General features: G+C 62.8%; 17 protein-coding genes and 1 riboswitch. Of the genes, 11 read left to right on the top strand and 6 right to left on the bottom strand.

Translation table 11 applies throughout. From position 1 onward, the window contains the following. The first annotated feature begins 3 nt into the window (after nt 1-3). The 9 genes from ACOOE1_RS12445 to cobO all read left to right on the top strand — a co-directional run bounded on the left by ACOOE1_RS12445 (nt 4) and on the right by cobO (nt 14,040). Nucleotides 4-1,896, top strand: coding sequence for a tetratricopeptide repeat protein (locus ACOOE1_RS12445; RefSeq protein ID WP_420402516.1), 1,893 nt, complete (start codon nt 4-6; stop codon nt 1,894-1,896). A 446-nt stretch (nt 1,897-2,342) separates the two neighbouring features. Beyond that, on the top strand, nt 2,343-3,953 hold the full coding sequence (locus tag ACOOE1_RS12440) for a calcium-binding protein (protein WP_420402515.1): 1,611 nt from the start codon (nt 2,343-2,345) through the stop codon (nt 3,951-3,953). A gap of 325 nt (nt 3,954-4,278) precedes the next feature. Then, a complete protein-coding gene (locus ACOOE1_RS12435) occupies nt 4,279-5,547 on the top strand; it encodes a DegT/DnrJ/EryC1/StrS family aminotransferase (RefSeq protein WP_420402514.1) in 1,269 nt (422 codons plus the stop codon). An 11-nt stretch (nt 5,548-5,558) separates the two neighbouring features. After that, nucleotides 5,559-6,578, top strand: a complete 1,020-nt coding sequence (locus ACOOE1_RS12430; protein ID WP_420402513.1) for a GDP-mannose 4,6-dehydratase — start codon at nt 5,559-5,561, stop codon at nt 6,576-6,578. Nucleotides 6,579-6,639: 61 nt separating this feature from the next. Next, nucleotides 6,640-7,206, top strand: coding sequence for an NUDIX hydrolase (locus ACOOE1_RS12425; protein ID WP_420402512.1), 567 nt, complete (start codon nt 6,640-6,642; stop codon nt 7,204-7,206). Nucleotides 7,207-7,255: 49 nt separating this feature from the next. Continuing rightward, on the top strand, nt 7,256-8,221 hold the full coding sequence (locus ACOOE1_RS12420) for a GDP-L-fucose synthase family protein (RefSeq protein WP_420402511.1): 966 nt from the start codon (nt 7,256-7,258) through the stop codon (nt 8,219-8,221). A gap of 19 nt (nt 8,222-8,240) precedes the next feature. Beyond that, nucleotides 8,241-8,453, top strand: a riboswitch (cobalamin riboswitch). 88 nt (nt 8,454-8,541) lie between these two features. Then, nucleotides 8,542-9,570, top strand: coding sequence for a cobalamin biosynthesis protein CobW (cobW, locus tag ACOOE1_RS12415; protein WP_420402510.1), 1,029 nt, complete (start codon nt 8,542-8,544; stop codon nt 9,568-9,570). A 30-nt stretch (nt 9,571-9,600) separates the two neighbouring features. Then, nucleotides 9,601-13,359 (top strand): cobaltochelatase subunit CobN, encoded by a 3,759-nt coding sequence (cobN, locus tag ACOOE1_RS12410; protein WP_420402509.1) that lies wholly within the window; start codon nt 9,601-9,603, stop codon nt 13,357-13,359. 48 nt (nt 13,360-13,407) lie between these two features. Beyond that, nucleotides 13,408-14,040 (top strand): cob(I)yrinic acid a,c-diamide adenosyltransferase, encoded by a 633-nt coding sequence (gene cobO / locus ACOOE1_RS12405; protein ID WP_420402508.1) that lies wholly within the window; start codon nt 13,408-13,410, stop codon nt 14,038-14,040. A 146-nt stretch (nt 14,041-14,186) separates the two neighbouring features. On the opposite strand, the gene ACOOE1_RS12400 is transcribed toward cobO, so the two are convergent. Genes ACOOE1_RS12400 through ACOOE1_RS12385 form a run of 4 tightly spaced genes read right to left on the bottom strand, consistent with a single transcriptional unit; the run spans nt 14,187 to nt 19,795 of the window. Then, a complete protein-coding gene (locus tag ACOOE1_RS12400; protein ID WP_420402507.1) occupies nt 14,187-15,107 on the bottom strand; it encodes a 3-deoxy-7-phosphoheptulonate synthase in 921 nt (306 codons plus the stop codon). Between the two features lie 31 nt (nt 15,108-15,138). Further along, nucleotides 15,139-16,320 carry a glycosyltransferase gene (locus ACOOE1_RS12395; RefSeq protein ID WP_420402506.1) on the bottom strand — a complete coding sequence of 394 codons (1,182 nt, stop codon included), beginning with the start codon at nt 16,318-16,320 and terminating at the stop codon, nt 15,139-15,141. Continuing rightward, nucleotides 16,317-18,128 (bottom strand): tetratricopeptide repeat protein, encoded by a 1,812-nt coding sequence (locus ACOOE1_RS12390; RefSeq protein ID WP_420402505.1) that lies wholly within the window; start codon nt 18,126-18,128, stop codon nt 16,317-16,319. The genes ACOOE1_RS12395 and ACOOE1_RS12390 overlap by 4 nt, the downstream gene beginning before the upstream one ends. Beyond that, the gene (locus ACOOE1_RS12385) at nt 18,125-19,795 is read right to left on the bottom strand and encodes a glycosyltransferase family 4 protein (RefSeq protein ID WP_420402504.1); all 1,671 of its coding nucleotides are present in this window, start codon (nt 19,793-19,795) and stop codon (nt 18,125-18,127) included. The genes ACOOE1_RS12390 and ACOOE1_RS12385 overlap by 4 nt, the downstream gene beginning before the upstream one ends. Before the next feature lie 174 nt (nt 19,796-19,969). On the opposite strand from ACOOE1_RS12385, the gene ACOOE1_RS12380 reads away from it, so the two are divergent. Further along, nucleotides 19,970-20,686 carry a hypothetical protein gene (locus tag ACOOE1_RS12380; RefSeq protein WP_420402503.1) on the top strand — a complete coding sequence of 239 codons (717 nt, stop codon included), beginning with the start codon at nt 19,970-19,972 and terminating at the stop codon, nt 20,684-20,686. Here ACOOE1_RS12380 and ACOOE1_RS12375 read toward each other — a convergent pair. Both ACOOE1_RS12375 and ACOOE1_RS12370 read right to left on the bottom strand, forming a co-directional pair. Beyond that, nucleotides 20,664-22,373, bottom strand: a complete 1,710-nt coding sequence (locus ACOOE1_RS12375; RefSeq protein WP_420402502.1) for a tetratricopeptide repeat protein — start codon at nt 22,371-22,373, stop codon at nt 20,664-20,666. The genes ACOOE1_RS12380 and ACOOE1_RS12375 overlap by 23 nt on opposite strands. After that, nucleotides 22,352-23,665: a glycosyltransferase family 4 protein gene (locus ACOOE1_RS12370; protein WP_420402501.1), complete on the bottom strand. Its 1,314-nt coding sequence runs from the start codon at nt 23,663-23,665 to the stop codon at nt 22,352-22,354. The genes ACOOE1_RS12375 and ACOOE1_RS12370 overlap by 22 nt, the downstream gene beginning before the upstream one ends. Nucleotides 23,666-23,864: 199 nt before the next feature. Between ACOOE1_RS12370 and ACOOE1_RS12365 the strand changes: the two genes are divergently transcribed. Continuing rightward, complete coding sequence (locus tag ACOOE1_RS12365) at nt 23,865-25,628, top strand: type I secretion system permease/ATPase (RefSeq protein ID WP_420402500.1); 1,764 nt, start codon at nt 23,865-23,867, stop codon at nt 25,626-25,628. Nucleotides 25,629-25,630 lie beyond the last annotated feature (2 nt).

The following is a 25,630-nucleotide window of genomic DNA, read 5'->3' as shown; positions in this document are numbered from 1 at the left end:
GGTATGAGCGAGAACGCGCGCAATGTGGATGGAATCGGCCGGTACGCGGAAAGACTCGGGAAACGGCTGGTCGAATCCGCCCTCGTCGGAGCGCAGAAAACCTGCGTCGTCAGACGACTCGCTTTGATTGCTCCGGAACAAGCGGGGCGTTGGGCTGCGCTGTCCGATTCTGACTGGGACCCTGACAGGAGTTTTCTGTCCAGGGCTCTGCAGATCGCTCCGGGCGATTACCGCCTGCATGTAAACCGCGCGAATCAATGGCTGCGATCCGGAGAGATTGAGCGATCGCGTCTCTCTTTGAAGCGGGCGGCTCTGCTCGAGCCAGGCCTCGGGCGCGCCTACAACACGCTTGGCGCGGTCGCTTCATCGCGAAACCAGACCTTGAGACAGCTGTCAAAACACTGGGTCGCCGGCGGCACTCACGAGGCCGGTATGGCGATGGCGGAGCGTCTCAAGGACGCGGACAGGGTCACCGAGGCACTAAGACTGGCCGATCGCGTTCTTGCGCAGTCGCCCCTCGAGGCGGACGCCTGGCGGCTCCGCGCGATATTGATGCAGATGCGTCTGGAACCTGATGAAAGCCGACGATGCCATTACAGGTCGATGATCTGCAATCCATCTTCAGATAGTGCCTACATCGCTGCGGCGTCTCACTTCCTCGAGTGCGATGCTCTCAAGGCGGCCGGAAGTCTCTTGGGTTTTTCCCAGTTGCTGGATCCGGGGTCGCTCGCGGCGCGGGTCAATCTGGGAGGGCTCCATGAGCGTGAGGGCCGTCCCGAGCTGGCCCTGTCGATTGCCAGGCAGGTCTTGCTGTTTCAGCCGCACTCTGCGGACCGGTATTTCTCGTGCAGTACGGCGATGTATGGTTGCGGTCATTTTGCCGAAGCCAGGGTGCTCCAGGAGAGATGCAGTCTCATCGCGCCGCATGACAAGCGGTTCCGCAACAACATGGCCATACTGGCACTCAAATCGGGGCAGTATCAGACAGGGCTTGAGCTCTATGAGGATCGCTTCCACGCCCCGAAGCCGATGAATATGTGGGCGCGCACCCTCAAGCCCCCGGCGTCTTTCGATCTGCCGCTCTGGGACCCGGAAAGGCGTGGACGGCAGCGTGTCCTGCTTTGGGGGGAGCAAGGTCTTGGGGATGAGATCTGGGGGCTCTCGTACCTGACTGCCCTTGCCGGCCGGCAGGAGACGTTCGCGGTCGAGTGCGACGAAAGGCTTGTTCCTATAATGCGCCAGGCCTTTCCGGAGATCGGGACGTTCCCGCGCCGCCGGGAACCGGATTTCGATTGGTCCTCTTTCGACAGTCAGATGCCGATACTGAGTTTGCCGCTCCGGCTTGGCCTCACGCGTACAGAAACCCCGGGTGGATGGCTTCGAATCGACCCTGGCGCCGTCTCTTTGGCGCGGCGCCAGTTCGCCGGCGATCCGCCGGACAAGATCGTCGGGATCTCGTGGAAGAGCATAAAGCCTCTTCGACACCGGTCCTTCGCAATCGAACTGGATCGGTTTGCCGGCCTCGCAGACATCGACCATCTCAAGATCGTCCCGCTTCAATACGATATGAACGATCGGGAATGGCAGACGCTGATCGACTTTTTCGGACGCGATCGCGTCGTCCGCCCGAAGTTCGATGTCCGGAACGATCTGTTTTCCCTGTCTGCCGCGATCGCTGGGCTGGATTGCCTGGTCACGGTTGCGGCAGCCCTTGTGCCCCTCGCCGGTGCAGTTGGTACGTCGTCAGTTGTCCTGCTGAGGAATGTCCAGCAGGATTGGCGCTATGGATATTCGGGCTCCAGTTCGCCCTGGCTGCCGGGCGCGACTTTCCTCAGACCGCCGGCGAGCGAGTCGGGGGATGACATCCGAAACGCGCTGATGGACAGCCTGTTCTGACAACCCGCTTTGCGGCGGGGCGATCTGTTGCCAAGAAGTCACGGTGCTACAAGGAATCTGCGACCATCCGCACATCAATTGCTTCTCGGCGCCCGCAATCCAAAACCGTCCGGAGCGTGCAGGCATGCCGGCAGTGCGGTGGTTCGGTCTTTAGTTCATTGAATTAGCAGTAAAAATAATGCATTGCGGGGCATATTTCGGGAAATTGCGAAAGAATGAACCAAGGCGGTCAAACACCTCGTTCAGGCGCTTCCACACTGCCGCGTAACCGCTTGCGTTCATTAGGCAAGCAGTGTAAGAAAGCTCGCAAGCCGTGTCGTCGCGGCTAGCAATAGGACTGGCGTTCGCTTGGTGTGCAGGATTTTTTGGTTGACGAAATCCGACTGCGGCACCAAAGCTAACCCAGACAGTTTTGGTGTAGCTTTGATGCTAACTAGGGGGTTGTAATGGCAACGATAACGGGCACCAGTTCACCGGATACCATCACGGGTACGGGGAATTCTGATCAGATCACTGCTCTTTCGGGCTCTGATATTATTTCCGCGCTTGGTGGTGCGGACCTGATCTACGGTAACCAGGGTAACGATACGATTTTGGCTGGTTCTGGTGCGGACACCGTTTTCGGTGGCCAGAACCAGGACGTCATCTCCGGTTCCGACGGCAATGACGTGCTGTATGGTAACCTTGAGAACGACAGCATCCTCGCCGATGGCGATTCGGATCTGGTCTATGGTGGTCAGGGCGATGATACGATCGACGGCAACAGCGGTGCCGACACGATCTTCGGTAACCTCGGCAAAGACTCCATCACCGCAGGCGACGGTTCCGACATCGTCTACGGTGGCGCGGGCAACGACACCATTTCCGGTGGTGCCGGTACCGACCTGATCTACGGTAACTCCGAGCGTGACACGATCATCGGCGGGGCCGGTGCTGACACGGTCTTCGGCGGCGCCGACAACGACATCATCTCGGGCGGCGCTGGCGCCGACGTGCTTTACGGCAACAAGGGTGCTGACAGCCTCGTCGGCTCCGAAGGTGCGGACACGCTCTATGGTGGCGCCGGGCAGGATACGCTTGTGGGCGGTACCGGTGGCGCGATCTTCGGTGGTGCCGACAACGACATCATCCAGGGCGGCGCTGGCAACGACCTGATCTACGGTAACGCCGGTGCGGAATCGATCACTGGTGGTGCCGGTACCGACACCATCTTCGGTGGCCAGGACAACGACACGATCTCCGGTGCCGAAGGCAACGACCTGATCTATGGTAACCTGGGTGCCGATACGCTGTTCGGTTCCAGCGGTGCGGATACGCTGTACGGCGGTGACGGCGGTGACTCCGTCGACGGCGGTGTTGGTGACGACATGCTGTTCGGTGGTGTCGGGAACGACAACATCCAGGGTACTACCGGTTCCGATACCCTCTACGGCGGTGACGGAAACGATACTCTCACCTCGGTCGGCAACGTCACCGCGACGCTCCAGTATGGCGGCGCCGGCGACGACCTGATGTATGGCGGCGGTGCCGGCACGCATGCGGACACGCTGTTCGGCGACGACGGTAACGACACCATCTATGGTGCCGGCACGAACGGTGACCTGGTCTCTGGTGGCGCCGGTAACGACGTCATCTACGCCGGTTCGCTGGGTTCGGATACGATCTACGGCGACGATGGTGCCGACGTGCTCTATGCCCGCGTCAGCGTCACCACGGGTGGCGATACCCTCTACGGCGGTGCCGGTAACGACACCTTCGTGGTTGAAGCAGGCGGTGCGCACACCATCAACGTTCCGGGTGCCACGGTTGCGTCGATCTTCTCCTTCGAAGACGGCGACAAGATCAAGCTCGTCGGGTTCGGCTTCTCCTCCGGTCTGACGCCGGCGTTCATCAGCTCGGCGACCTTCACGTCCGGCTCTGCGACCTCGCTTCTGCAGCAGTCCGGTGCGAACGAAGTGACCGTCGTGGTCAACGGCACGGGTACCGCGAACGACTACACGGTCATCCGCGTCACCGGTGTGACGACGCTGGATCTGAACGACTTCGACTTCAGCTAAGTCGTCGCAACACACTCAATAACGGGAAGGCGGGTCAAATTGACCCGCCTTCTTTGTATCTGCCCGCCTTGACGGCCAACCGGGAACGCGTTCGGGGAAAGACCAACCCTCCCGATCAGGGCCGGCATCGCAGATCGGCGAAGGCCCGCACGCGTGAGATTTCAGAGCAGCCTTTCTCGAAATTGACGCCCCCGGCAAAATTCAATAGAGATTTCAGCGCTGACCGCGCACATTGAGACGCCGCATCGCGCAAAGACCAGACGTGCACGAATTGGCGCTATTCAGAGACCGATCCCGAAATTTCCAAACCCGAGAGAGACCGTTGATGGGAAATGAACTCGAAGTCGTCAAAGCGGCGGTTCAGGACTATTGCGCCGCGAACCATGACTGGACCTTCAACCCTGAAGACCCGATCGTCCGACTTCACGAGCCAACATTCGGCGCCGAGGAGATCAACGCCGCGCTCGAGTGCATGCTCACGACCTATGTAACCATGGGCCCGAAGGTCAAGAAGTTCGAGCGGGAATTCGCGGACCATTTCGGCTGGAAGAACGGGATCATGGTCAATTCCGGTTCTTCAGCCAATCTGCTCGCGGTTGCCGCCATCGTGAATCCTGCCTATCCGGGTCATCTCAAACCGGGAGACGAAGTCATCGTTCCGGCCCTGTCCTGGTCGACAACCGTATGGCCGATCGTGCAGATGGGACTGAAGCCCGTCATCGTCGATATCTGTCCAAGAACACTGAACATTGATCCTCAAAGCGTCGAAGAGGCAATCGGTCCGAGAACCCGCGCGATAAAGATCGTGCCTGTCTATGGCAATCCCTGCGACATGGACGCGATCACGGATATCTGCCGGCGGCACGATCTCGTGCTGATCGAGGATTGCTGCGAGGCACTGGGTGCGAGCTACAAGGGGAAACCGGTCGGCAGCTTCGGTCAGGTTGGGACGTTCTCATTCTATTATTCGCATCACATGACGACCCTCGAGGGCGGCATATGCGTCACCAACGACCACGAATTCGCGGAACTGTCCCGTATCCTCCGGGCGCACGGATGGGTCCGCGAGACCGAAGAGCGGGAAAAGTGGCTCGAAAAATACCCCGGGTTCGATCCGCGTTTTCTGTTCGTGAACGCGGGATTCAATCTGCGCGCTACCGAACTGGCCGGCGCGATGGGGTCGGTTCAGCTTCCCAAGCTTGCGGATTTCGTCGACACCCGGCGCAAGAACGCCAAATGGTTCCGCGACAACCTCGCGGAGTTCGACAACCTGTTCGATTTCCAGCAGGAAACACCGGACAGCGCGCACAGCTGGTTCGGTTTCCCCATGATCATCAAGGAATCCGCGGGCTTTACCGTGCAGGATATCTGCGGTCATCTGAACGCGGCCAATATCGAGACACGGCCGATCATTGCCGGCAATATCGCCCGCCAGCCGGCGATGAATCTGTTCGAACACAGGGTCTCCGGAAACCTGCCGAATTCGGACCGGGTCATGACCAACGGCTTTGCCTTTGGAAATCACCAGGCCGTCGATGACAATGCGCGCGCCTATATCGTCTCCAAGATACGAGACTTCATCGCAACCCAGTAACGGATCGAGACATGGGCAAGCCACGCGCATTGATAACCGGCATCACGGGAATGGTCGGCTCCCATCTGGCGGAATATCTGCTGGAGCATACCGACTGGGATATCCACGGCATGTACCGCTGGCGGAGCCCGCTTGCGAATATCCAGTCGCTGGTTCCCTACATCAACAGGAAAGAGCGCGTATTCCTGCATTATGCCGATTTGCGCGATGACCAGTCCGTACGCGATTTGGTCAAGAAGGTCCGCCCGGACTACGTCTTCCATCTGGCGGCCCAAAGTTTTCCGAAAACCAGCTTCACCGCGCCTCTGGACACCTACGAAACGAACATTCAGGGCACGACTCGCGTTCTCGAAGCGTTGAAGGACTACTCCACCGACGCGGTTATTCACGTCTGCGCTTCGTCCGAGGTGTTCGGTCGTGTCCCCAAGGAAAAACTGCCGATCGACGAAGAATGCTCCTTCCACCCGGCTTCGCCCTACGCGATTTCCAAAGTCGGGACCGATCTCGTCGGGCGCTACTACGCCGAAGCCTTCGGGATGACGACACTGATGACCCGGATGTTTACGCATACGGGACCACGCCGCGGGGATGTGTTTGCCGAATCCAGTTTCGCCAAGCAGATCGCGATGATCGAGCAAGGCCTGATGCCCCCCGTGGTCAAAGTCGGCAACCTCGACTCGCTTCGCACCATCGCGGACGTTAGGGATGCGGTGCGAGCCTATTACATGCTGGTAACCCAATCGCCCGTCCCAGGCGCCTACTACAATATCGGCGGCACCTATGTGTGCAAGATCGGCGACGTTCTGGACAAGCTGATCGCTATTTCGACCCGTGCCAAAGAAATCAAGGTGGAAGTCGATCCGGACCGGCTACGGCCGATCGACGCCGACCTCCAGGTTCCGAACACGGACAAGTTTACGGCGCACACGGGGTGGAAGCCCGAGATCCCCTTCGATCAAACGATGGCGGATCTTCTCGATTACTGGCGCGGCCAGGTCGCGTCGAACGGTGATGCGTTTGTTGTCCGCTGACACAATACCGCATCGTGCGGGTGATCTCTGTCGGCAGGTTTCCGGAAAGGCGCGCTGAGCAGTGTCATTCAAGCTGCAAGGCCGCCGGCAGATGCTCTCCAACTCGGTCTTCGAAGTCTATTTCGACGCCGTCGGCGAAGACAACGCGCCGATCAGCGTCGACGATTTCCTGATCGTCCGCCCCAAGGTCCGGGTGGGCATCGTCGGCGGCGTTCTCGTGTTGCCCGAAGCGGACGGGAAGATCGGTCTGATGAGCGGATACCGGCATCAGTTCGACCGCAAGATCTGGCAAGCGCCCGCAGGATTCCTTGAGCCAGGTGAGGCGGTTGAACATACGGCACTCCGGGAATTGCGCGAAGAGACGAACCTGACCTGTGCGCCGGGCAATCTGGAACCGCTTGGCGAGCTTCTGCCAGACGCAGGCCTTATCGATGCGACTGTCAGTCTCTTCGTCGCAAAGGACTGCACGATGATCTCGGGCGACGCGAGTGAACCGGAGCCCGGAACCGGGACGCTCACATTTTTCGATGCCCCGTCCCTGAAATCGCTTGTTCTCGATGAGCGATTTATCGGCAGCGCGACGATCGCCGCCTGTACCAGATGGCTGTTGACGAGAATGGCCCTTTGAGAGGGCATGCCGTCTCGGCGCACCCATACGAATGAGCGGGAGGACTCAGGTGAGCTCAGAACAGAAAAACGGCGCCGGTTCCGACCGGCAGACATCGATCTGGGTCTGCGGACATAATGGATTTGTCGGCTCCGCGTTGAGCGAGAAGCTCCGCGGGTCCGGCTATCGCCTGCTGACCGTCGACCGCAACGACCTCGATCTGAGGCGGCAAGCGGATGTTGAGGCATGGCTCGCCGCCAATCGTCCGGACATCGTGATCATGGCGGCTGCTACCGTCGGCGGCATTCAGGCGAACCGGACCCGTCCGGCCGAATTCATCTACGACAATCTGGCCATCGCCGTCTCGACCATAGAAGCAGCCAGAAAAACAAACTGCTCCAAGCTGGTTTATCTCGGCGCCTCCTGCATCTATCCCCGAGATGCGGAGCAACCCATCGTTGAGGATTGCTTGCTCACGGGTGAGCTCGAACCGACCAACGAGGGATATGCCATTGCCAAGATCGCCGGACTGAAACTCTGCGAATTCTACCGTCAACAATACGGCATGGATTGCATCACAGTGATCCCCGCGAACCTTTACGGTCCCGGTCAGCACACGGACCTTGAGAACAGCCATGTCTGCGGCGCCCTCATGTCGAAAATTCACACGGCGAAACAGACCGGCGCTGAATCGGTCGAGATCTGGGGCTCCGGCCGGCCGACCCGCGAGTTTCTCTATATCGACGATTTCACCGATGGCATGATGTTCGCGCTGCAAAACTACTCGGATGGTGCCCCGCTCAATCTCGGGGCTGGTTCGGAAGTCTCGATTGCCGCCCTTGCCGCCGAGATTGCCGCGGTTGTCGGTTACGAGGGCCGATTCGTTTTCGACCACTCCAAGCCGGACGGAATGATGCGGAAGTCTCTGGACGGCGGCCGTATCCACGCAATGGGCTGGACACCGAAAGTCTCGCTTAGGTCCGGACTCGAGCGGACCTACCAATGGTATGTCGACCAGCTGGCTTCCCGCGCTTGACTCCGTCCGCTCCCCATCAGACAAGTGATCCGTTGACGGTTCCCAAAGGGGATCAAAAGGGAACGCGGAAGTCCGGCGCCTGTGCCGGCACCAAGCCGCGGCTGCCCCCGCAACTGTAGCCGGCGAGCGCTTCGACCGGAGGCCACTGGAGGCAGGCAACTGCCGCCGGGAAGGTGGTCGGAGCGCGGCGACCCGGCGAGCCAGGAGACCTGCCGTCAGCATCGTCGCCCGCTTCGGTCCGGGGTGTGTCCGGGGCACGGTCTTCCGTTCGGTGACGAGACGTGACATCACCGGCCTATGGAAGGCCCAAGGAGGCAGACATGAGTGAGAAGATCCCCGCCACCGTCATCACCGGCTTTCTCGGCGCCGGCAAGACCAGCCTGATCCGGCACCTGGTGGAAAATAACGGCGGCCGCCGCTTTGCCTTTATCATCAACGAGTTCGGCGATCTCGGCGTCGATCGCGAACTGCTGACCGGCTGTGGCATCGAGGGCTGCAGCGAGGACGATGTGGTCGAGCTCGCCAACGGCTGCATCTGCTGCACCGTCGCGGACGATTTCCTGCCGACCATCGAGGCCATCCTCGCGCGCCCGGACAAGCCGGACCACATCATCATAGAGACCTCCGGCCTCGCCCTGCCGAAGCCTCTGGTGAAGGCATTCGCCTGGCCGGAAGTGCGCACCCGCACGACAGTCGACGGGGTGATCGCGGTGATCGATGCCGCCGCGGTCTCCGAAGGCCGCTTCGCCGACGATCACGACGCGGTGCAGGGGCAGCGCGAAGCGGACGAGTCGCTCGACCATGAAAGCCCGCTCGAGGAGCTGTTCGAGGAACAGCTGCAGTGCGCCGACATGGTGGTGCTGAACAAGACCGACCTGCTTGACGAAGCCGGTCTCGCGGATGTTCGCGAGATCGTCGCACCCTATCTCCGGGGCGGGGTGAAGACCGTCGCCAGTGCGCACGGCCAGCTCGGTGCCGACGTCCTGCTCGGCCTAGACGCCGCGGCGGAGGACGATCTCGACAGCCGGCCCTCGCACCATGATGACGGGCACGAGCACGACCATGACGATTTCGACAGCTTCGTGCTGCCGCTCGCCAGCGTCGAGGACGTGGAGGCGCTGGAAGCGCGCATCGTCGCCGCCGTGCGCGACCATGACATCCTGCGCGTGAAGGGTTTCCTCGACATCCCGGGCAAGCCGATGCGGCAGGTGATCCAGGGCGTCGGCCCGCGAATCCAGCGCTATTTCGACCGTGACTGGAAGGGTGGCGAGACGCGGGAATCCCGCCTCGTCGTGATCGGCCATCACGGGCTCGACCGCGACGCCATCGCCGCCGCCATCGCCGGGTAAGAAACCCGGCCTCTCCTCAGCGGAGGCCCCATGCATCTACTGGCGGCAACCCCCGGCACGGTCACCGACGGCAGCGAGGCTGTCGATCTCGGTCAGACGCCGGGCGACATCCTGATCCTGAGCGCGGCGGACACCGAACTGTCCTGCCTCGCCCAGGGCTATGCGCAGGTGACGGCGGGGCATGAGGGCACCTTCCCGAGCCTCCGTCTCGCCAACCTCATGCAACTCGGCCACAACCTCTCCGTCGACCTCTATGTCGAGGAGATGGTGGCGCATGCCAGGCTCGTGGTCGCGCGGGTGATCGGCGGCTCCGGCTACTGGCCCTACGGCGTCGAGCAACTCGCGGCTTACTGCCGGCGAAAGAAAATCCCGCTCGCCTTCCTGCCCGGGGACGACCAGCCGGACCCGGAACTGACCGGACACGGCACGCTCGACACCGCCGCCTGCCAGCGGCTCTGGCGTTACCTGATCGAGGGCGGAACCGGCAATGCGGCGGAAGCCGTGCGTTATGCCGCCAGCCTGATCGGCACGGAGACGGACTGGCGCGAGCCGGCGCCGCTACCGAAGGCGGGCTATTACCTGCCGGGCCGCAATCACCCGTCTCTGGAAGAGGTGCTCTCCGCCTCCGCGCCGGATGCGATTCCGGCGTCTGTCGTCTTCTACCGGGCGCTTGTGCAGGCGGGGAACACCGCGCCGGTCGACGCGCTCGTCGAGGCAATGCGGGCGGAGGGTCTCGCACCGGTGCCGATCTATGTCTCCAGCCTGAAGGATCCGGTTTCGGCCGACCTGATCCGGGATGCGATCGACGGCGCACCGCCGGGCGTGATCCTGAACGCCACCGGCTTCGCCGTCTCCAAGCCCGGCGCGCCCGGCAGCGCGACACCCTTCGATCCGGCCGACTGCACCGTGCTGCAGGTGATCTTCTCCGGCGGCAACCGGGAAGGCTGGGAAACCTCGACCGCCGGACTCTCCGCCCGCGACATCGCAATGAACGTCGCCCTGCCGGAAGTGGACGGGCGCGTTCTCGCCCGTGCCGTTTCCTTCAAGGCCGAGGCTCGGCGCGACACGGCGACGGAATGTGCCATCGTGACCTACGCCCCGGTTCCGGACCGCATCGCTTTCACGGCGAAACTCGCGGCGGGCTGGGCGAAGCTGCGCCGGACGGACGCGCGCGAACGCCGGATTGCGCTGGTGCTGGCGAACTATCCGAACCGGGACGGGCGGCTTGGCAACGGTGTCGGGCTCGACACCCCGGCTGGGACGGTCAACGTGCTCCGCGCCCTTTCCGATGCCGGCCACGAAGTGCGGGACATCCCGATCAACGGCGATGCCCTGATCGGCCGGATGTCCTCCGGTCCGACCAACGACCTCTCCGATCGCGCCGGTCGTTTGGGTGGCGCCACCTTCTCGCTCGACGCCTACAAGGCCGCCTTCGCATCCTTGCCGGATAAGGTCCGGAACGAGATCGACGCACGCTGGGGAGCGCCGGAGAGCGATCCCTTCGTCATCGGCGAGACTTTCCGGCTTTCGGTGCTCTCTCTCGGCAATATCGTCGTCGGGATCCAGCCTGCGCGCGGCTACAATATCGATCCGACCGAGACCTATCACTCGCCGGACCTCGTCCCGCCGCATGGCTATCTCGCCTTCTATTTCTGGTTGCGGCAGGAGTTCGGTGCCCATGCCGTGATCCACATGGGCAAGCACGGCAACATGGAATGGCTGCCGGGCAAGGCGCTGGCGCTCTCGGAAGAATGCTATCCGGAAGCCGTCTTCGGCCCGGTACCGCATCTCTATTCCTTCATCGTCAACGATCCGGGAGAGGGCACGCAGGCGAAGCGCCGGTCAGCCGCCGTCATCGTCGACCACCTGACCCCGCCGCTGACCCGGGCCGAGAGCTACGGGCCGCTGAAGGAGCTGGAGGGGCTGGTCGACGAATATTACCAGGCAGCCGGGGTCGATCCGCGCCGTCTGAAACTGCTCTCGGAACAGATCCTCGAGAAGATGGCCGCGATTGGCCTCGACAAGGATCTCGGCTTGTCTGCCTCCGATGACGAGGCGGAAAGGCTGAACCGGCTGGACGGCTATCTCTGCGAGCTGAAGGAACTGCAGATCCGCGACGGGCTGCACATTTTCGGCGCCGCGCCGGAAGGCCGATTGCTGGACGACTTGCTGACCGCGCTGGTCCGCGTCCCGCGCGGACAGGGCGAAGGCGGCGATGCCTCCCTGCAACGCGCGCTCGCCCGTGATCTCGGCCTCGAAGTCGCAGGCGAACCGTTCGACCCGCTGGCGGCGGACATGGCCGCGGACTGGACCGGCGCCCGCCCGGATGCTCTCGCGTCGGTCGACGACGCTCCCTGGCGCAGCCACGGCGACACGGTCGAGCGGCTGGAACTTCTCGCCCACGCGCTTGTCGCCGGGCGCACCGTGCCCGATCCGGCCTGGGAGCGGACCCGCGCCGTGCTCGACACCGTCGACACGCATCTGCGCCCCACCGTCACGCACTGCGGCGATGCCGAGCTCGACGGCCTCCTGAAAGGCCTCGCCGGCCGCTTCGTTGCGCCCGGTTCGTCCGGCGCGCCGACCCGCGGACGGCCGGACGTACTGCCGACCGGCCGCAATTTCTATTCCGTCGATACCCGTGCGGTCCCGACCCCAGCGGCCTGGCAGCTCGGCTGGAAATCCGCTTCTCTGCTGCTCGAACGCTACCGGCAGGAAAACGGCAGCTGGCCGGAGCGGCTCGCGCTGTCCGCCTGGGGTACGGCGAACATGCGGACCGGCGGCGATGATATCGCCCAGGCCCTCGCGCTGATGGGGGTAAAGCCGGAATGGGATGTCGCCAGCGGCCGCGTCACCGGCTTCGAGATTCTGCCGGTCTCGGTGCTTGACCGGCCGCGCATTGACGTCACCTTCCGCGTCTCCGGTTTCTTCCGCGACGCTTTCCCGTTCCAGATCGACCTGATCGACAGCGCCGCCCGAGCCGTCGCGAAGCTGGACGAAACGCCGGCCGAGAACCCGCTCGCCGCCCGCTACCGGGCCGACGCGGCCGCGTTCGAGAATGCCGGCGCGGACCGCGAGGCGGCGGAGAAGCGGGCCGGCTACCGCGTCTTCGGCTCCAAGCCCGGTGCCTATGGGGCGGGCCTGCAGGCGATGATCGACGAGCAGCTCTGGGAAAGCGAGGAAGACCTCGCCAAAGCCTATCTTGCCTGGGGCGGCTATGCCTACGGCAAGGGCGCCGAGGGCGAGGCCGCGCATGCGCTGTTCGAGTCGCGCCTGAAGGATGTGGAACTGGTGCTGCACAACCAGGACAACCGTGAACACGACCTGCTCGACAGCGACGACTACTACCAGTTCGAGGGCGGCATCACCGCCGCGATCCGGCATCTCTCGGGCAACCAGCCGAAGGTCTATCACAACGATCATTCGCGACCCGAGAGCCCGCGCATCCGCTCGCTCGAGGAGGAAGTCGCGCGCGTCGTGCGCGCCCGGGTGGTGAACCCGAAATGGATCACCGGCGTGATGCGGCACGGCTACAAGGGCGCCTTCGAGATGGCGGCCACGGTCGATTACATGTTCGCCTTCGCCGCGACCGCGCGCTGCGTCGGCGACCATCATTTCGACGCCGTCTACGATGCCTATCTGGAGGATCCGTCGGTTCGGGAGTTCCTCGAGCGGCACAATCCGGCAGCGCTGAAGGAGATGGCCGCACGGCTCAAGGAAGCGCTCGACCGCGGGCTCTGGCGCCCGCGCCGCAACGCGGTGCACGGGGAATTGACGGCGCTTGCCGGTTGACCCTGCGGGGGCCGGCGATGCCATGATGGGGCAAGAGGGAGAGAGAGCATGAGCGACGAGATCCAGGACACCGAGATCGATCCGGAAAAGGCCGCCCGCCACGCCGAGAAGATGGCGAAGAAGAAGGCCGCCCGGAACAAGATCATGGCCACCAAGACCGAGACCGGCGGGCTGCTGATCGTCCATACCGGCAAGGGCAAGGGCAAGAGCACCGCCGCCTTCGGCATGGTCTGCCGCGCCATCGGCCATGGCATGAATGTCGGCGTGGTGCAGTTCGTGAAGGGCAAGTGGGAGACCGGCGAGCGCAAGATCCTCGAGGCCTTCTCCGACCAGGTCTTCATCCGCACCATGGGCGAGGGCTTCACCTGGGACACCCAGGATCTCAACCGCGACATCGCCGCCGCCCGCGCCGCCTGGGAACAGGCGAAGGAGTTGATGGCGGATCCGAAGATCAACATGGTGCTTCTGGACGAACTCAATATCGTCCTGCGCTACGATTACCTGCCGCTGGAAGAGGTGCTGGAGACGCTCAGGAACAAGCGCTCGGACCTGCATGTCATCGTCACCGGCCGCAACGCCAAGGAAGAGCTGATCGAGGCCGCCCATCTCGTTACCGAGATGACGCAGATCAAGCATCCCTTCCGCTCCGGCTTCAAGGCGCAGGCCGGGATCGAGTTCTAAGAGGCGGGTTCCTCAGACGGCAAGGGACGGGGCCCTCGAGAGAGGGAGGGGGCGCACGATGGCCGGCGACCTTCGCCGGCCATCGCGCTCGCTTATGGTGCGTTTTTCCTGGTACGTCCGGCAATTCACGCCCGACGCGGAAGACCCTAGCTGTTGCTCCCGGCATCAAGTGTCCGGCCGATGGCCGCAGCGACCGGACGCATGGCCTTCATCATATCGTCAAACTGTTCGAACGAACTCGCCTGAAGCGGGTCCACGGCGGCGTTCCGGGGATCGGGGTGCACTTCCAGCATCAGCGCATCCGCGCCGCCGGCAAGCGACGCCAGCATCATGGATTTCACCCAGGGCTGCCAGAATGTGGCGTGGGACGGGTCGGTCATGACCGGCAGATGGGTCACTTCCTGCGCTGCCGGAACGACCTGAAGGTCGAGCATGAAGCGGGAGGTCGCACGGTGCGTATGCGGCGCGACGACGCCGCGCTCACAGAGCACGATCTGCGGCGCGATGCCGAGCCGGTCATGCTCCAGCGCGATATATTCGGCCGCCATCAGCCAGTCGCGCAGTGAGGAGCCGTAGCCGCGTTTCAGCATCACTGGCATCCCCGTCTTGCCGACCTCGGTCAGCAGCGGATAATTCTGCATGTTGCGCGTGCCGATCTGCAGCATGTCCGAATGCTTGGCGACGATGTCGATCTTCGAGATTTCCATGACCTCGGTAACGATCGGCAGGCCGGTTTCCTGCTTCGCGACGGACAGCCATTTCAGGCCGTCTTCGCGCGGCTCGAAGAATTTCGGGCTGCGATAGGGAAAGCTGAGCGGCTTGAATGCTCCGCCGCGCAGGAAGTGGCCGCCGGCGGCCTTGATCGCTTTCGCGCTCTCTACGATCAGGTCCTCGGTCTCGACCGTGTTCGGACCCGCCATCACGGGTACCAGAGGGCCGCCGATCTCGATGCCGCCGCAGGTGAAGACCGTCTTGTGGTCGGGCGACTTCTTGGCCACCAGCGGGATCTTCCCGGCAATATCGTCGTCGCTCAGATCTTTGCCCGGAAATTTGTTTTCAACAGCCATGGTTCATTCCCTCCAGGTGGCTCATTGGATGTCAGCGCCTTGCCAACGTCGATAGGATATACTCGGTGATCTCTGCAAGCAGATTGAACGGTCCCCGGCGCGCCAGACCGTCCGCGGCACGGCGCGCGCTCTCGGTGAATTGCGGACCGGTCAGCACGGCCCCGATGGCCTGGCTGGCATGGTCCTCGGTGAACCGGTTGGAACTCCTGAGAACGGTCGCGGCGCCGAGTTTGCCGGCGAACTCACCGTTTTTCTGCTGCTCGAAATGCCTGGGCACAATGCATTGCGGTCGTCCCATTGCAAGCACCTGTTCGAGGGTTCCGATCCCGCCGTGATGGATGACGGCCCGCGCGCGTCCGACGACCTCTTCGATCGGCTGCGGTGTCGCGTGGATCTTCAAGCCCCGTTCGCGCCAGGCCGCCCTGACCTCGTCATTGGCATCGCGCAGAAAGATCTCCCCGGTCCAGTCCTTGCCGGCGAGCGCCGCAAGAACTTTCGGGGTTCCGGGATAGCTGTGTGAAAGATAGCCGAAATAGTCCTGCACCGGCTCCGCCGTCGCGGGCTCGGGGAGTGGGCTGAGCGGCGAGCTCGAGGTGTTTTCCCGGAACGCATGATAGGGATCCAGTTCCGGGATCGTGACCACGAAGTTCCGTGCTCCATGCATCAGTGCCGGAACGCGGTCCGGGACCGGCTTGCCGCGGCGGCGCTGTACTTCCTGGACGGTTTCCAGCAGCTCTCCCGGCTCGACCCGGTTGGGATGTTCCTTGAAGGTCCGGAATTCCGACCAGTTGCCGGGCGGGAGCGTGAACCAGTCGCCGATCGGGACGATCGGCCGTTCGCCGAAAGCCGCGAGCCCGGCCGTTGGAGAATAGTCAGAGACGATCAGGTCCGGGTCGAACGAGTCGATGATCGCCGCCCAGCCGTCGGTCAGGGCGGCGAGAAGATCCGGGTTCACGTAGCCCACCGTCGCGAGCACGTCGCCGATCGATGCGATCGGTTTGCCTTCGACCTCCTTCGGTACATAGGGTCTCACCAGCGGACACTGGAACACCCGGAAACCGTCGCGTGCGATGACCGGGTGAGTCACAGTCAGATTGCGCACGGCGAAACCACATGTAACGCCGTTTTCCTTGAGGAGGCGCGCGATCGGGAGCAGGCGGTTCACATGCCCGAAGCCGTCGCCGAGTTCCCAGGCGAATAAAACCCGCGTCACGATGTTCCTTTCGCATCCCTGAGTTCGCAGAGGGCCGCGCCGACCCGCTCGATCACCCCGCTCCAGTCCCCCGGTTCGGACTGCCGAAACAGGCGGGCCGAGGGATACCACGGGCTGTCGTCGCGGTGCTGCAGCCAGCGCCAGTCCGGATTGTGCGAGAGCAGCACGAAGACCGGACAGCCCATGCCGCCGACAAGATGCGCCACCGACGTGCAGGTGGTTACCGTGACGTCGAGCTGACGAACGATCGAGACGGTGTCGGCGAAGGACGTGATGTCCCTGCTGAGCGGAATGAGCGAGGCCGGGGCCTGGGCGAGGTCCGCTTCCCGCGGGCCCTTCTGCAGGCTGTAGCACTGGATACCCCCGAGCCCGAAGAGCGGCAGGTAATGCTCGACCGACGAGGACCTAATATTGTCGCCCGGAAATGCCGGGTTGCCGCCCCAGACGATACCGACATTGAGTTTTCCGGCATCGAGGTCCGGTACCGGAAACCGGTCCGGACCGATTGCATTGATGTAGGGAGCTTTCGGAAGATCCTCGACGGTATCGACGCCAAGCATCAGCGGGAGAGAGAGCTGCGCAAAGTGGCAGTCGAATTCCGGTTCTTTGCCCGGTCTACGCGGTACCAGTTCGACCATGGGCTCATAGTCTGAATAGACCTCGAGGATCTCTTCATGGGCCTCGAGAAGGATCCGGCCTTTCTTGGTGCCCGCCTGCGCCTGTTCTACCGCCGCGGGGACAAATCTCAGGAATTGCAGCGCATCCCCGATCCCTTGCTCCGCGAGAATGAGCAATGTACGCCCTTCAAGCGGAGACCCGTCCCATTCGGGCTTTTTCAGGTCCCGTTTCTTCGTCGGGAAAGTCGCGGTTTTCCAGCGCCACTCGTATTCCTTGAAGCCGTCCCGCAGATTGCCGGCGGCAAGCAGCGCCAGCGAGAGGTTCCAGTGGAAGGTCGGCTCGTCGGGCCGCAATACGATGGCCTGCCGGAAAGACCGGACCGACCGATCCAGGCACGCCCTCTCTTTCATGAGGTTTCCGAGATTGTAGAGAGCACCGGAATTCGTGGGCTCAACGACGAGCGCTCTCTTGAGCGATTGTTCCCCTTCGTCGAAAAGACCGCTCTGCCGATAGACCGAGGCCAGGTTCGAATAGGCAGAGGAGAATAGCGGATCTTGCGCCACCGTCAGCTCGTAGGCCTGGATCGCGCCCTTGAAGTTCGGGACCTTGTACCGCTGGTTCCCGATTTCCAGCACCATATCCCGTACCTTGGGGTCGAACGCGCAGGCTCGGTCCAGAACCCTCACCGCCCGATCCTTCTCGCCAAGCTCGAAATAGAGCAGCGCGAGGTCGCGCATGGCGTCGAGAAAGCGCGGCCGCAGATTGACTGCCGCCTCGAGATGGCTCCGGGCGGCGGGCAGGATACCCTTGCGGTAACAGTAGCCGCCGGCGGCATAGCGTACGGTGGCGTCGCTGGGGACACGGTCGAGGGCGACTCTGAACACGTCCTCGGTGAATTTGCTGTCGCCGATTTTCCGCGCCAAATCGATCGCCAGTCGAATGAGCGTCACATCCCCGGGTGATGCCATCTTCAGGGCAGCGGCGAGGAGTTCGCGGGCCCGGGCGGGGTTCTTGCGTTCAAAAGCCAGTCTGGCCTCGAGACCGGCCTGGATTGCCGTCTGGCCGACATCCTTGAACATCTGGGCGGAGATCTTCTGTGCTTCGTCGAGTTTGCCCTCGGCGATTTGCGCCAAGGCGGCTTTGGCGTCGCGGTGCAGTTTCGCTCTGGCGGGGAGATCGATAGGTTTCATTGCGAACTCAACTTGATCAAACCGAATTTGGCGAGCCACGGCAGGCTGCGGCGAAGATGCTGCTGCATTTCCGGAGCAACGAGCCGTTCGATCTCGCCGACCGAAAGCGGCCCTCCGGCAGTCAGTCGGGCGAGCAGGTCTGGCAAGACCTGGCTCGGAAGCATGAGATCGCTCGAGAAGGAACAGAAGGGATGACGCGTGAGGTCGTCGAAGCCGGCAAGGCGGGATTCCGGATCGGCGCTGATAACGGTATCCTCGGAAAGCACGAAACTTGGATGCGGTGCGAAGATGCCGAACGGGTCCGGGTAGAGCGGGTGGGGGCTTTCCTGGTCCTGCCGTGGAGCAACCTCGGCGGCGGCTGAGCGCAGCTCCCGCAGCTCAAGCCACAGTTCCTCGTAGGCCCGGATCACGACCGACCAGTCATAGTGGGATCGGGCCCTCGCCCGTCCCGCGTCGCCCATCCGGGCGCGCAGTCCCGGATCCTTCGCCAACTGCACCAGGGCGTCCGTTGTCGCCTGCAGGTCGCACGAGGTCGACATGCAGGCCCTGCCAACGAAACGGTCGTAATCTTCCTGCCGGGTCTGATACTTGACCGCGAACTCCAGTCCGCTCCCGGAACCGGGGGTGGCCGTCGGGACCCGGAACCCGGTCTCGCCGTGCACGACGGTGTCCTTGTAGCCGTCCCAGTCGCTCACCACCGCGGGTAACCCCGCCGCCATGGCCTCGATCGGCGTCAGACCGAAGGTTTCCTGGATATTGTCGGAGAGGGAAAGGAAGACATCGGCGCCTTGCCAGGAACCGCTGACGAGACCGTCGTCCCGTCCGTCGACAAAATGGACCTCGGCCGCGTCGGTGTAGGTCTCTGCGCCGCTCTTGAAGAGCTTCAGGATGTTCTCGTTCGGCGCCTGCCCGACCATGACGAGATGGACCTTCCGGTCGGGAAGCAGCTTCGCCGCCCGTTCGGCGGCGAGATACATCGGAACCGGATGCGCCTTGGCGTGGAAGGTGAAGCGGCCGAGAAACAGGATCACGAAATCCCCTTCGCCCGCACCGATTCCGGCACGAAACGACTGCCGGGTCGCCACGTTCTCCGCATAGCGTGCGCCGTCGACGCCGAGTGGAATGATCGGGAGCTTGAGCGAGGTCGCGCACTTTGCCCCGGTCCGCCGCGCCAGATAGTCGGCGTAGGTCTCCATCGCATTGACGACGACATCGCGGGCCACCCTCGAGGTGCAGACCAAGGCATCCCAGGGCTGAAGCGGCAGAATGTGGAAATTGGCAAGGCCGGCAATGATCCGGTCCGAGGACAGGGTGTGGGTCACGCCGCAAATGCTGTAGGCGCGCTGGTCCTTGATCCTGCGTTCCCATGCGAATTCGTCGAACACGGGCCCGGGAACCATGACACACTCCGCGGCGGGATCGGCCGCCAGCATGGTCCGGAAATTCCGGGTCTCGCGTCCTTGCGGGTCGCGTTGCCGCGCGGCCTCGGCAAATTCGGCCGCGTGACGTTCGTTCGGGGTGACGCTGGCGTGAAACGGCGCACGCCCGTGCCGGAACAGCCCGGTCAGGAACCCGCTGCCCGCCGAGTGGCGGCCCTTCACCCCGACTCGATCGGCCTTGTAGGCATCGGGGTGATACTGGATGGCGCAAACAGGAGTGGATGACACGTAGTACCGTCCGGCAACGGAAAGATAAAAACACGAAATCTGAAGCGTTGCGTTTATAGAGGATGGCTGGACCGGTGCAAAGCGCTCTCGCCCGTGCGACAAAGCGAGACCTTTGGCACCGCCCGGGCGCATGCTAATGAGACGCACGTGCAATTCGTCCTTTCGGAGCAAAATATGACTGCAATTGCCGGCTCCCGCCCCCTGCGGATCTTCATCGGCTGGGACAGCCGCGAGCCCATCGCCTACGACGTCTGCGCGCATTCTCTGCGACGTCACAGCGCGTCGGATCTGGAAATCAGTCCCCTGAAACAGGAAGAACTGCGCGCGGCGGGGCTCTACGCCAAGGAGGCGGATCCGCTGGCGTCCACCGAATTCACCTATACCCGCTTCCTTGTCCCGCATCTCGCAGGCTACGAAGGCTGGGCCCTATTCTGCGATTGTGACTTCCTCTGGACGACCGACGTCGCGAATTTGTTCGGGCTTGCCGACGACGACAAGGCCCTGATCTGCGTCCAGCACGATTACCGGCCGACCGAGCGCACCAAGATGGATGGCAAGGCCCAGACCGTCTATCCGCGCAAGAACTGGTCCAGCATGATGCTGATCAATTGCGGTCATCCCGCCAATGCCGCACTCACTCCGGACGTCGTCAACCGGGAGGGCGGCGCCTACCTGCATCGTTTCCAGTGGCTACCGGACGAGTTGATCGGCGCTGTCGGCCACACCTGGAACTGGCTCGAGGGCTGGTACGACAAACCCGAGGACGGCTCCTACCCGTCTGCGATCCACTATACGCGCGGTGGTCCCTGGTTCGAGGACTGGCGCGATGTCGATTACGGCGACCTGTGGCTCGCCGAGGCCGCAATGGTCAAGGCGAAAGAAACCGCCTGACGGCCTCCGAGAGATCCGAGATCGGGACCTCCCAGCCGGTGTCCGAGCGGCGGAACAGGCGAAGGCTCGGATACCAGCGCGCGCCGCTCCCCTCGCGCCCCCAGAACCAGAGCGGCAGACGCGGCAGCAGAATGAAACCCGGGCGCCCGAGCGCCCCGGCCATGTGCGCGTTGATGCCGGAAATCGAGACCGTGGCATCGAGAGCGGCGACGAGGGCGGCGAGGCCTTCGAGATCGTTCCGGAGATCGCGGACGGGCGACGGGAGTATCTCTTCCGGCAGTCCTTCCGTCCCGCCGGCTCCCCCGTACTGAAGACTCACCAGACGAATTCCGGGACAGGAGAGCAGCAGCCGCCAGTCCGCGAGTTCGGTGGATTTCGACCAGGAGGTCCGGGCGCCGCCGCCGCCCCAGGAGAATCCGACCAGCCGCGCCCCGCCGCTCGCCGGGCCGAGCGCCTCGCGGATCTCCGCCACGCGTTCCGGGTCCGCCTTGAACGGAGACAGTTCCGCTGCGTGGCCGGACTTCTCGTAGAAACGGGCCAGCAGGGCCGAAGGGACATGAAAGTCAAAAGTCGGGAGATCCTGAGGCGCGCCGTCCCGGGCAACCACGGTGAGGCCCGGGAAACTGCGCCTGCAGAGCGTGACCAGACGCGGGTCGGTCTCGAGGACCACCTCGGCTCCCTGCCCCGCCAGCCATTGCGCAAGGGGCGCGAAGACAATCTCGTCGCCGATCCCGAAATCGCCCCAGACCAGGATGCGCCGCCCTTTCGCCGGCTGCCCGAGCCAGAGCGGGAGCGCAGCGAATTCGAGGGTGCGGGCGCCGTCGTGAGGCTCTGTCCAACGCACATGGTGGGCCCGGTATCCTCCGGAGAAATCACCGGCGCCGATTCTCAAGCAGGACGAGAGCCACAAGCCGTCCCGGTGCCCCGGCTGCAGGATCAGGGTGCGTTGCAACTCGGCTTCGGCCGCGTCCGCCTCACCGCAATCGACCAGCGCCGCAGCAAGATTGGCACGAAGGCCGCTGGCGTCCGGCCGGCCCGCCAGGGCCTTTCGGTACAGCCCGACAGCGCGGACCAGATCTCCGGTCGCGTGCAGATTGGCGGCGAAATGCTCTGCCGCCTCAGCTGCGATCGGGCTGCCCGGCTCCGCCGCACAAATGGCCTCGTTGAACGCCTTGCCCGGATCGGACCCGCTTTCGCTTTGCCGCAGGAGACCGAGTTGGTGATAGAGGCGCGGACGGTCCGGGATCTGGATCAGCGCGCGCCGGATCTTCCTTTCCGCGCAGACCGGCCGGCCCAGCCTGTGCAGGTGGATTGCGCGTGCAAGTGCGAAATCCTGATCTCCGCGAAAGCGCGACACAAAGGTTTCAAGTCCCTCTGGCAGCGCTTCCCGGCGCTCGGCAAGGGTCGTAAGGAGCGCCACCAGCGGTCCGGGGCGCGCCGGGGCCAGATGCAGCGCATGCAGGGCGAGCCGGGCGAGCATCTTGCCGTCCGCTGGAGTGCGCCGCGCAACGGCCAGCATGTTGCCGTAGCCGTCGACTTCCGAGGGGAAAAGGCATGTGTAACGCTGCAGAGCGTCTCGGGCGGCGGCCAGATCGCCTGCGCGAAAGGCCGTTCCCGCTTCCGCCTTGAGCGCCGCGCGGTCGGCTTCGCCGCCCGGCGACGCGACTAGGCTCCCAGTTCGGACCATAGCGCGAGGTCGCTCGTCTTCGTTGCATTCCATCCCATCGCCTTGGCGATGTCCGCCGGGATGCTGCTGGTCGGGGCAGGGTTCTCGCCGCGCCCCAGCCGTTCGACGATGTCTTTCTGGATCGGCAAACAGATCGTCTTCAGATCATAGCGCTCGACGACCGTCTTGCGCGCGGCCTTGCGGACCGGGTTCAGCTTCTTGCCCTTCGCCAGGGCATCGGTCACCGCGTCGGCCAAAAGCTCGGGATTGCCGTACTCGACCAGCAGCCCGTTCTTGCCGTGACGTATCACTTCGCGGACCGGGGCCGTGTCGCTTGCGACCACAAGACATTCCTTAGCCATCGCCTCCAGCATCGACCACGAAAGCACGAACGGATAGGTGAGATAGATATGTGCGCTGGAAATCGACTGCATCCGGCCGAATTCGTCGTAGGGTAGGCGGCCAAGGAAGTGGAGGCGGCTCGCATCGAGTTTCCGGTGCGGGATCAGCGCGTCCTTCCAGCTATCGGCATAGCCGGGCCCCGAACCGTAACTGACCTCTTCGCCGCCGGTAATCAGGATGTGGGCATTCGGCCGCGCCTGAAGAATTTTTTCCAGCGCAGCGGCGACCACATCGAAGCCCCGATATGGCTCCAGGTTTCGGGCGACATACGTGACCACCTCATCTTTCGCGGTCAGCCGGCGTCCGTCGGCAAGATCGATAAAGGCATCGGGTTCGCGCACGCAGGCGTCGGTGTCGATGCCGTCATGGACCACCGTCATGTTCTCGCGGAACTGTTTTGGATGGGTCGACCATTGCCAGTAGGTCGGAACATACCCCCAATCCGCCGCAGCCATGCTGAGCAGCATATGCGCATTGCGCACGCGGGTCCGGCAGTCACGGTCGATATCCGGTCCCTTGTTGACGAAATCGGTATCGGTGCCGCGAGACCGGTAGAAGAACTCGTTGAAGGCGAGCAGGCGCGCCTCGGGGAACACGTCCTTCAGAAACATCGCCTCGCCCCAGCCGGTATGGGCGCAGATCACGTCCGGGGTAAACCCTTGGGCCTGCAGCTTCAGGCAGGCGCGCGTGATCGCCTGGCCGTGCAGAATCTGGTCCTCGAACCGGTCGAAATACCGGTGCGGAGGATTGCCCGCCTGCCGATGCAGTTCATATTCGACCTTGCGCACGCCGGGAAGATTAGGACGCTTGGGTTTGGTCAGGAAGACCACCTCATGCCCATCGGCCGCAAGGGCGGGCGCGAGATGCTTGAACTGTCCGGGCATATTCTGGTGGGCGAAAAGGACTTTCATCAGTACTGAACCATGTTGTCACAGGGTACGAATTATCGTTGATACTCTTACCGCACGCGCTTATGAATGCCACGGAGCTTCGAAGCAAGTGCGGTTCCCGAGAGGTACGGCAGCTATCGGTGATTCTTGTCATTCAAGATAGCATCGCGTTGTTCTGCGATTCACCAGTGATAAATCGATTAGTACGGACAAGACCTTCATGGCGAAACAAAAAACGCCGGTAGATACGAGTCAGAAGCTAGAGGACCCGTTGCGGCCGATTTTCGAGGCATGCCGCAGCGCGTTTGTTACTGCGGGCGTGTTCAGTTTCGTCGTGAACTTGCTCATCCTGACAATGCCGCTCTACATGTTCTCTCTCTTCGACCGGGTGCTCGGCACCGGGAACATGTCGACGCTCACATTTCTGGCCCTCATGGCCTTTTGCGCCCTTCTTGTCCAGGCGCTCGTCGATATCGCGCGTACCTACCTGTTCACGAATGTCAGCCAATGGATCGACAAACAGGTCTCGCCACGCTTGTTCGAGAAATCCGTGACCGGCGCGCTGGCACGGGGCAAAGGCGGGAGTGATGCGCTCGATCAACTGCATGGGTTGCGGTCGTTCCTGAGCGGCTCGTCCATGTTCATGCTCATGGATCTCCCGTTTATCCCGATCTTCATGGGTGTCCTGTTTCTGCTGAATTTCGGCATCGGTCTGACGGCCACGATGTGCGGCGTGATTCTCGTCGGTCTCGCGCTGTTGAATCGCTCGATCTCTGACAAGAGGCTGACAAGAGCCACTGCCGCTGCGGGTCGTTCGCGGTCGATCAGCCGCTCGGCGATCGAGAATGCCGACATCGTCGAAGCGATGGGAATGCGAAAGACCTTGGCGAATTCCTGGATGATGTACAACGAACTCGCCCTCAAATTGCAGGGTGACGCAAGCCAGGCCTCCGGGATCATCCAGGCTTTCATCAAAATGGTCCGGATGGGCGCGATGATGGCGGTCATGACCGTCGCGGCGGTGCAGATTGTCGATCCGACGAGCGGCATGTCGCGTGGTGCCATGATGGCCTCGGTCATTCTCGTTTCCCGCGCCCTGATGCCGCTTGAAGCTGTTGTCAGCTCCTGGGCCCAGGTCTCGGATGCTGTCCAGAAGTATCGGTATCTGTCCGGTTTGTTGTCCGGTGTGAAGAGCAAGCCTGAAGACAGCGTCTTTCCGCTGGAGCCGAAAGGCGAACTCTCCGTCGAGAATGTGCATTTCCAGATCCCGGACATGAAGCGACCCATTCTCTCTCGGGTCTCCTTTGCGCTCGAGCCGGGGGAGTCCGTTGCGATCATTGGCCCGTCGGCGGCAGGGAAAACGACTCTTGCCAGACTCCTTGCAGGCATCGACAGTCCGACGGCGGGGGTCGTGCGCCTTGACGGAGCGGATGTATATCGCTGGCCAAGCGACGACCGGGGCCGGCATGTCGGCTATCTGCCGCAACATGTGCTCCTGTTCGATGGGACTATCCGGTCAAACATCAGCCGCTTCGACGAGACCATTACCAACGAGCAGGTGATTCAAGCCGCGGAAATGGCCGGGCTTCACAAAATGATCCTGCAGATGGAGAACGGTTACGACACCGAAGTCGGTTACAATGGCCGTCTGCTCTCGGGTGGCCAACGGCAGCGCGTCGGCCTGGCGCGCGCTCTGTTGGGCGATCCGAAACTGGTCATTCTCGACGAGCCAAACGCAAACCTGGATACAGAGGGCGACAACGCGCTTCGGGATTCGATCGAGGTTCTGAAATCTCGCGGCACGACAGTTGTTGTTATTCTGCACCGCCCGAACATTCTCCAGATCGTGGATAAGATCCTGGTTCTCAGAAATGGTATGGTTCAGAAGTTCTCCGACCGAGACGAGGTTATGCCGCTGATCGGCGGTGTCAGTGGTCAACAGAAAATCGAAAAGGCCGCCATCAAGGCTGTCGCAGAGAAGTAAAC

Source organism: Nisaea sp. (genome assembly GCF_965216895.1).
Taxonomy (GTDB): Bacteria; Pseudomonadota; Alphaproteobacteria; order Thalassobaculales; family Thalassobaculaceae; genus Nisaea.
This window is presented reverse-complemented; position numbering and strand designations above follow the sequence as displayed.